Annotated in this window: 8 protein-coding genes and 1 pseudogene; 5 read left to right on the top strand and 4 right to left on the bottom strand. The window is 59.6% G+C overall.

Annotated elements, in window-relative coordinates:
• From G0Q00_RS15750 to parC, 4 genes and pseudogenes are all read right to left on the bottom strand, one after another.
• Positions 1 to 75, bottom strand: a pseudogene (locus G0Q00_RS15750) (elongation factor Tu); the annotation flags it as partial.
• Positions 76 to 272: 197 nt separating this feature from the next.
• Positions 273 to 1448 (bottom strand): M48 family metallopeptidase, encoded by a 1176-nt coding sequence (locus G0Q00_RS15745; protein ID WP_163041082.1) that lies wholly within the window; start codon positions 1446 to 1448, stop codon positions 273 to 275.
• Positions 1445 to 2620 carry a DUF898 family protein gene (locus tag G0Q00_RS15740; RefSeq protein ID WP_163041081.1) on the bottom strand — a complete coding sequence of 392 codons (1176 nt, stop codon included), beginning with the start codon at positions 2618 to 2620 and terminating at the stop codon, positions 1445 to 1447. The genes G0Q00_RS15745 and G0Q00_RS15740 overlap by 4 nt, the downstream gene beginning before the upstream one ends.
• Before the next feature lie 6 nt (positions 2621 to 2626).
• Positions 2627 to 4960: a DNA topoisomerase IV subunit A gene (gene parC, locus G0Q00_RS15735; RefSeq protein ID WP_163041079.1), complete on the bottom strand. Its 2334-nt coding sequence runs from the start codon at positions 4958 to 4960 to the stop codon at positions 2627 to 2629.
• A 131-nt stretch (positions 4961 to 5091) separates the two neighbouring features.
• Between parC and G0Q00_RS15730 the strand changes: the two genes are divergently transcribed.
• The 5 genes from G0Q00_RS15730 to G0Q00_RS15820 all read left to right on the top strand — a co-directional run.
• Complete coding sequence (locus tag G0Q00_RS15730) at positions 5092 to 5652, top strand: SH3 domain-containing protein (protein WP_163041077.1); 561 nt, start codon at positions 5092 to 5094, stop codon at positions 5650 to 5652.
• 113 nt (positions 5653 to 5765) lie between these two features.
• Positions 5766 to 6596: an SDR family NAD(P)-dependent oxidoreductase gene (locus G0Q00_RS15725; RefSeq protein WP_163041075.1), complete on the top strand. Its 831-nt coding sequence runs from the start codon at positions 5766 to 5768 to the stop codon at positions 6594 to 6596.
• A gap of 73 nt (positions 6597 to 6669) precedes the next feature.
• Entirely contained in the window at positions 6670 to 6873 is a 204-nt protein-coding gene (locus G0Q00_RS15720) for a twin transmembrane helix small protein (protein ID WP_133486108.1), read from the top strand.
• The gene (locus G0Q00_RS15715; RefSeq protein WP_163041073.1) at positions 6873 to 7445 is read left to right on the top strand and encodes a cob(I)yrinic acid a,c-diamide adenosyltransferase; all 573 of its coding nucleotides are present in this window, start codon (positions 6873 to 6875) and stop codon (positions 7443 to 7445) included. The genes G0Q00_RS15720 and G0Q00_RS15715 overlap by 1 nt, the downstream gene beginning before the upstream one ends.
• A 156-nt stretch (positions 7446 to 7601) precedes the next feature.
• On the top strand, positions 7602 to 7781 hold a 180-nt coding region (locus G0Q00_RS15820; protein WP_370458595.1), incomplete at its 3' end, for a hypothetical protein.

Below are 7781 nucleotides of genomic sequence, written 5' to 3'. Positions count from 1 at the left end.
CTTGCCGTGGTCAACGTGACCAATCGTGCCGATGTTAACGTGCGGTTTACCGCGTTCAAACTTTTCCTTAGCCATGAGCCCTACGCCTCGTGTCTGGGGGGGTCACTGACCCCGTGGTTCAATATCGCGCGCTAGCTAAAGGTTTGGCGAAAGAAAATCAAGGCTTGCGTGCATTCCGAGGCAAGGAAATGTAGCGATCCCGCAGCGGCAAATCGCATCAGCTGTTTTTTCGCCGGGTTACCAAAGACTTGAGCCACCCTGCCCGCCACCAATTACTCTGACTGAGTCCATGGTTTTTTCGCGGGTGCGTCGCCGCTGGACGGAGGGGTCCCGTGACCACCGCACACCGACTGCAAATCGCGCCACGATTGCGCCTCCAGAATCGTGTCATAGTCGCGGTTCGGATCCACCGCAGCCTGCGCCGCAGAGATACGGTCAGTCATCTGCGGGTGCGAAGCAAAATGGGCCACGATCCCCTCGGCATCGCCATGTTCTTCATGCAAACGCTCAAAGAACGTGCCCAACGCCACGGGCGAGACATTCGCTTTCTCTAGCAAGCCGTGGGCATAGTCATCCGCCCGTGCCTCGGCCGCTTTACTGTAGGACGCATTGATCAGTTGGTTCGCGATGAACAGGGCGACGGTGCCGCCCGCGAAATCCCCGAACAGAAGCCCCAGCACGCCAAGAGATCCTGCCGAGCGCAGCGCATCGCGGGTGGGATCGCGATAGACAACATGGCCAATCTCGTGCGCCAGAACGGCGGCGACTTCGTCTGGGTTATCTGCCTCTTCCAGAAGCCCCCGGAAGAAGACCAGCCGCCCGCCAGGCAGTGCGAAGGCGTTAACCATCGGGTGATCCAGAACGTGGATTTGCACGTCATAGGGCAAGTCCGCATCCGGATTCAGGCGTGTATACATCGCCTGCATCGCGGCAGTGCCTGCCGGGTCATCACAGATCCTCAACCGTCCCTCGAATCCAGTTTCGGACAGCGCGGTTCGGATCTGTTCAAACGTGGTGTCACCCAGCGCCTTTTCGCCCTCGGGCGGCAGGATTTCTGCCAGTTGAGTTGCCATCAGCGGCACCAGTAGGAAAATAATCACAGCGACCGAAGCAACAGCCCCGCCGGCCCACAACAAAATCTTGGACAGGGGCGTCGCATGATCGCGCTTGCCCAGCGATCTTGCATGGCGGCTTACGACCTCCTGCGTCCCCTGATCCGCCAGATAGAGGCGCGTCAAAGGGTCCCCATTGTGCAATAGCACCATGACGCGCCGGTCCGCCTGATCGCGCACACGACGCAGGGTGTTCCAGCACCATGTGATCTGCGCGCCATCGGGCATCCCAATAACCAACGCCTCGGGATAGCAGGCGACCTGCACACGGGTCAGATGGGCCCGTTCGCCCCGCGCCAGATCGGCGAAGACCCAGTTCACGTCCTGCCCGGTCATATCGCAGCCCCCACATCCAGCGCCTCGGCAAAACCTTCGGCCTCGGAGAACTCGTCACGGTCGCGTTGGACGATATCTGCGATGTTCTGTGTGTTCACGATCTCGGTCACTTCGGCGAAGTGTTGGGCAAGGGGCAGCGTGATCCATGCGTGCGTCATCGCGCGGGTCAGGATGATGAACAGGAAATAGACCAGCATCACGACCGGAACCAACGCCGTGGTTGCCACGTCCATATCCTCAATGTTGATACTCTCCAGATCTGTGGTCCCAGCGACCAGTCCCAGGGCCAAAAAAGCCACAAAAAACACGCCAAATATGACAATATTCATCATCAGTCCGCCCAGCGCATAGATGCCGATGATCCGCCCGGGGCGCGGATTGGCGGTGAAACGCATCTCGCCCAGCTGTTTCGCCTCGGTCATGCGCTTGAAGCTTTCGGCGCGCCAATAGGCCCAACCGTAAATCAGCCATGGACCGGACAGCAGATACACGAGCACCCAAGCCGGGTTTCCATAGAGCACCAACATCACGGTCGCAGCGACGCTAAGCCCAAGCGCGTAATACACATGCCGCATGGCCCCAAACAGCATCCCTTTCGCACCGCCCTGTACAAAGCGCTGATCGCCATAGAAGGTGCGCGAGACGCGGTACTTTTCCAGCCAGAGCGTGGTCAACGGCCACATCAGGCCCGCGGTGCAAAGGGTCGCGATCCAGTGGACCATCGACCGCCAGCTATAGCCCCACGCGCCGGGCTCCAGCCCAAAGCGGATGCCCCGCCAACGGGTGCGGGCCAGAATATAGCGACGCGCACGATACTGCGCGAAAAAGATGATCGGGGTCAGGCCCAGAAAACTCAGCCCATAGGCGGCGTAGTTGGCGTTGAGCAGCGCGAAGCTGAAATACATCAGGATCAGGTTCACGACCCCGATGTAGAAGGCCATGAAGACCACGGCGACCAGAAAACCCAAGAGCTTTTCTAGCGGGTCGCCGACATATTCCAGAGGCGCACCGCCGGGACGAATGGCGCTCCAATAATAGCGGCGCAGGCGGGTCTTGGCCCAGAAACGATAGATCCCAAGGGTCAGGACCGTCAGGATGCCGGTACGCAGGGCCAGCCAAAAGACCGGCCCCTTTTCACCTGCATATGAAATCGTCAGATTGCTGGGCGGCACACCGGATCACTCGAACTTGTTGTTGCGCGGGAAGCCGTGGGGCGGCGCCTTGCCGACACCGGCACGCTTGCCCAACCACGGCGACATATCGCTTTCGGTGCGGGTACGGTCCCCGGTGGCGGGCCAGGACAGACCTTCCTCAAGATTGAAGGTCTTCACATCCGACAGACCGCCATCCAGCTCCAAGATCCCCTGCTTGCCACGGGCCGAGTTGTACTTCTGCAACCGGACACCCTTGCCGCGCGTCATCTCGTTGATCTCGGCCACCGGGAAGACCAGCAAGCGCCGGTTTTCCGAGATGATGGCGATGTGATCCCCTGAGATGGGTGCACAAATCTTGGCGATCGCATCGCCCACATTCAGCACTTGCTTGCCGTTCTTGGTCTGGGCCAGCACGTCGTTTTCATTGACGACAAAGCCATTGCCTTCGTTCGAGGCGACCAGCAGCTTGCGGTCGGGCTGGTGGATGAACAGATCCACGATCTCGGCCTCGTTCGGCAGATCGACCATCAGACGCAGAGGTTCGCCCATGCCGCGCCCACCGGGCAGGTTGGCACAGGAGATGGTGAAGAACTTACCGTTGGAATCGAAGGCTAGCAGGCGGTCCGTGGTTTCAGCGTGGAAAACAAACCGAGGGCCGTCGCCGTCGCGGAATTTCAGCTCGCGGGTCAGATCGATATGGCCTGACATGGCGCGGATCCAACCCATTTGCGAGCAGACCACGGTGATCGGCTCGCGCTCGATCATGGCTTCCAGCGGCACCTCTTCGACTTCGCCCGCCTCGGCGAACTGGGTGCGGCGGGCGCCCCCTTCGAAGTTCTTGCCAAACAGCTTTTTCGATTCTTTCAGCTGTTCCGAGATCTTGCCCCACTGCAGGTCTTCATTATCCAGAAGATCCTCAAGCGACGCACGCTCTTCCATCAGTGTGTCCCGCTCGCGGACCAGCTCGATTTCCTCAAGGCGGCGCAAGCTGCGCAGGCGCATGTTCAGGATCGCATCGGCCTGAACCTCGGACAGCTCGCCCTCGCCCGGCGCGGGGCTGACATAGTCGTCTTCCGACATCGCGCGGACATGTTCGATGCCCCAATCTTCGCGCATCAGCGCGGCTTTGGGATCGTCGTCATAGCGGATGATATCGATCACGCGGTCGAGGTTCAGGAAGGCAACGATAAAGCCTTCCAACACCTCAAGACGGTGATCAATCTTGGCCATCCGGTGACGCGAGCGTCGCTGAAGCACATCGCGGCGGTGATCAAGGAAGGCGCGCAGCACCTCCTTCATCGAACACACCTTCGGCGTCACCCCGTCAATCAGCACGTTCATGTTCAGGCTGAACCGCGTTTCCAGATCCGAGTTGCGGTACATCAACCCCATCAGAAGCTCGGGATCAACGTTCTTGGACTTCGGCTCCAAGACGATGCGGATGTCATCAGCGCTTTCGTCGCGGATGTCGCCCAAGATAGGAACCTTCTTGGTCTGGATCAGCTCAGCAATCTTCTCGATCAGCTTCGATTTCTGAACCTGATACGGGATCTCGGTCACAATGATCTGCCATTGACCGCGACCCAGCTCTTCGATCTCGTGCTTACAGCGCAGCCGGAACGAGCCACGACCCGTGCGGTACGCGTTGGCGATGTTTTCCTTGGGTTCGACAATCACCCCGCCGGTCGGGAAATCCGGGCCGGGCACATAGTTCAAAAGCGTGTCGTCGCGGACATCCGGTGTCTTGATCAAATGCAGGCAGGCATCAATCAACTCCGGGATATTGTGCGGGGGAATATTGGTCGCCATCCCAACGGCAATGCCCGACGATCCGTTGGCCAAGAGATTCGGAAACTCTGCCGGTAAAACAACCGGTTCGGTCAGACGACCGTCATAGTTGTCGCGATAATCGACGGCGTTCTCGTCCAGACCCTGCAACATCGCCTCGGCGACAAAGGTCATGCGCGCTTCCGTATAGCGGCTGGCCGCGGGGTTATCACCGTCGATATTGCCGAAGTTCCCCTGCCCATCGACCAGCGGATACCGCACCGCGAAATCCTGTGCCAAACGCGCCATCGCGTCATAGATGGCCATATCCCCGTGCGGGTGAAAATCCCCCATCGTGTCGCCGGAAATCTTGGCCGATTTCAGGAACTTGCCGTTCGAGGCCAGCTTCAGGCGGCTCATCGCGTAAAGGATGCGGCGGTGCACAGGTTTCAGGCCGTCACGGGCATCCGGCAGGGCACGGTGCATAATCGTCGACAGCGCATAGGTAAGATAGCGATCACCAATGGCGCGGCGCAGCGGTTCGGCAAGTTCGCTGCCTTCGATCTCGGAATTGTCAGTTACGTCATTCATGCGTTTGGTGTATCCTTGAGGGAGACTCGCGTAAAGCTGCCATGCGGGTTTATTGGGGGAAATTCACATTACATTCCCCGCGATATTTTTGAGCACAAGATTTTAACTGGTGATGATTTAAGGGGGATACTATGGGTATTATTCGTATGTCATTATTGACGATAGGCGTGTTGGGCGTCGCCATGATGCATTACGGACGCGATGACGGTCTGCCAACCGATCGGATCGGCCGCGAACCAGACGTCACGAAGGACAGCATTGTTGCCGTGTCGGCCAAGCTGGCGGAAACGCCGGTCAGCGCTGTTGTGCCTGTTGTTGCCGCAGCACCCGTCGAAGCACCTGCACCTACCAGCCTTGTGATTAAAGCCGCCGCCGAAGTTGGCGACCCAACCAGCCCTGCCGCGCAAGCGGAAGCAGCTGCGCGCCTGATGGCTGCCAGCGCCCCTGCCCCGACCCCCACTGCGCCCGAAGCGGCCACAGGCGACGCGGGCTTCCCCACTCTGTTCGTCAGCGGCAGCACCGTGAATATGCGCGGTGGTCCCTCGACCAAATTCGGCGTGGTCTCACGACTAACCCGCGGCACCGAAGTGCTTGAAACCGGCCAGACCGACAACGGCTGGAGCCAGATCAAAGTGGTCGAGACCGGCACGCGCGGATTCATCGCCTCGAAATTCCTGAAGCCGCAGCTTTAATAAGCGGCCATTCCCTTAAGAGTTCCTCTGGGCGTCCTTCGTGGCGCCTCTTTTTTTGTTGACCCCCGCTACGGCGACCCCGTACCCCTTTCCCGGCGAGGCAGGAGACACATATGACCCAGAAATCCATCCTGATCACCGGATGTTCCTCCGGTATTGGTTATGACGCGGCCCACACATTGGCCAAACGCGGCTGGCGCGTCTTTGCCACCTGTCGCAAGGAAGAAGATTGCGAACGGCTGCGTAATGAGGGGCTGGAAAGCCTGCGCCTGGACCACGCGGACGAGGCCAGCATGGACGCAGCTGTGGCTGAAATCCTGTCACGCACCGGCGGCACCTTGGATGCGCTCTTTAACAACGGCGCCTATGCCATCCCCGGCGCGGTCGAAGATCTGCCAACCGATGCCCTGCGCACCATCTTCGAGACCAATTTCTTTGGCTATCATCACCTGACCCGGCTGATCCTGCCCGTGATGCGCAAGCAGGGGCATGGCCGCGTGATCCACAACTCGTCTGTGCTGGGCTTCGCCGCACTGCCGTGGCGTGGGGCCTATGTCTCGACCAAGTTCGCGCTGGAAGGGTTGATGGACACGTTGCGGCTTGAGATGCGCGGGATGCCGATCGACATCATCCTGATCGAGCCCGGCCCGGTCACGACGAAGATCCGCGAAAACGCCCAACCGCATTTCGAGCGCTGGGTCGACTGGGAAAACAGCCCGCGCCGGAACCTCTATGCGAAACTGCGCGAGCGCCTGTATGACGACAGCGGCGAGCTGGACAGGTTCGAACTGCCCCCGTCGGCTGTGACCAAAAAGCTGATCCACGCGCTGGAGCACCCCAAACCCAAGCCACGATACTATGTCACTACAGCCACCTATATCGCGGGCATCGGCAGGCGACTTCTTTCGACGCGCGCAGGGGATCGCCTGACACCGAACGGCTGAGTGCGCCCAAATGCCCCTCGCAAAACCGGAGAAATGGGGCTATCTGACACCGGACACCAAGGAAAGAAAGATCATGGCCGACGATCCCCTGTTCATACTCGTAGTGCTGTCCTGTGCTGCCGTTCTGATCATCCTGATGCTAGGCATCGGGTCGTTTGGGGTCGGGGGCAAAGTTGCCCATAAACACTCGAACCGGTTGATGCGCTGGCGGATCGGGGCACAAGCCGTCGCCATCGCGCTGATCCTGCTGTTCGTCTGGCTGCGTGGAGGAAACTGATGGTTGTTCTGAACAAGATTTACACGCGGACCGGCGATAAGGGCGAAACTGCCTTGGGCGATGGCTCGCGTCGTCCCAAGCATGACGCGCGCGTGGATGCCTATGGCACAGTGGACGAAACCAACGCCACCATCGGGATGGCCCGCCTGCACGCCGAGGGCGACATGGACGCCGCCTTGGCCCGCATTCAGAACGACCTGTTTGATCTGGGCGCGGACCTCTGCCGCCCGGACATGGCCAAAGACGCCGAGGCTGAATACCCGCCCCTGCGCATGGCGCAGGAACAGGTGGACCGGCTGGAAGCCGAAATCGACGCGATGAACAAAGCGCTGGAACCGCTACGTAGCTTCATCCTGCCCGGCGGCTCGCCGCTGGCCGCTTACCTGCACCTGTCGCGCACTGTGTCACGCCGCGCTGAACGTCTGTCGACAGAACTGGCTACGGTCGAGGACGTGAACCCGGTGGCCGTCAAATATCTGAACCGCCTGTCCGACTGGTGCTTCGTCGCCGCCCGCGTGTCGAATGATGGCGGGAAAGCAGATGTGCTGTGGATTCCGGGGGCGAATCGCTAGCCCTAGCGCCCCTTCAGCAGAACCATTTTAATTTTAAGCGATTAAAAACCGATTCCGGTCTGTCTCGGATCGCAATGGGCGAAGTGCATCCGCTCTAAGCCCTCTCGGCAACATTCTTGCAAAGAATCCCCGTCAAAACGAAAGAACGCGACGTCCGTGAACCCGGACGTGACGATTTTGCGCTGTTTTCACATGCAGCATTTCGGTAAACGTGTCGCGAGAGCATTACCGCCCCTTGTGGGCATAACTGGGAGATACACGCCAATGAAGGTGCTTGTGCCTGTGAAGCGCGTGATCGACTACAACGTGAAAGTTCGTGTGAAAGCGGATGGAACC

Source organism: Aliiroseovarius sp. PrR006 (assembly GCF_010500215.1).
Lineage (GTDB): Bacteria > Pseudomonadota > Alphaproteobacteria > Rhodobacterales > Rhodobacteraceae > Aliiroseovarius.
Note: the sequence above shows the minus strand (reverse complement) of the source record. Positions and strands in the feature narration are given on the sequence as shown.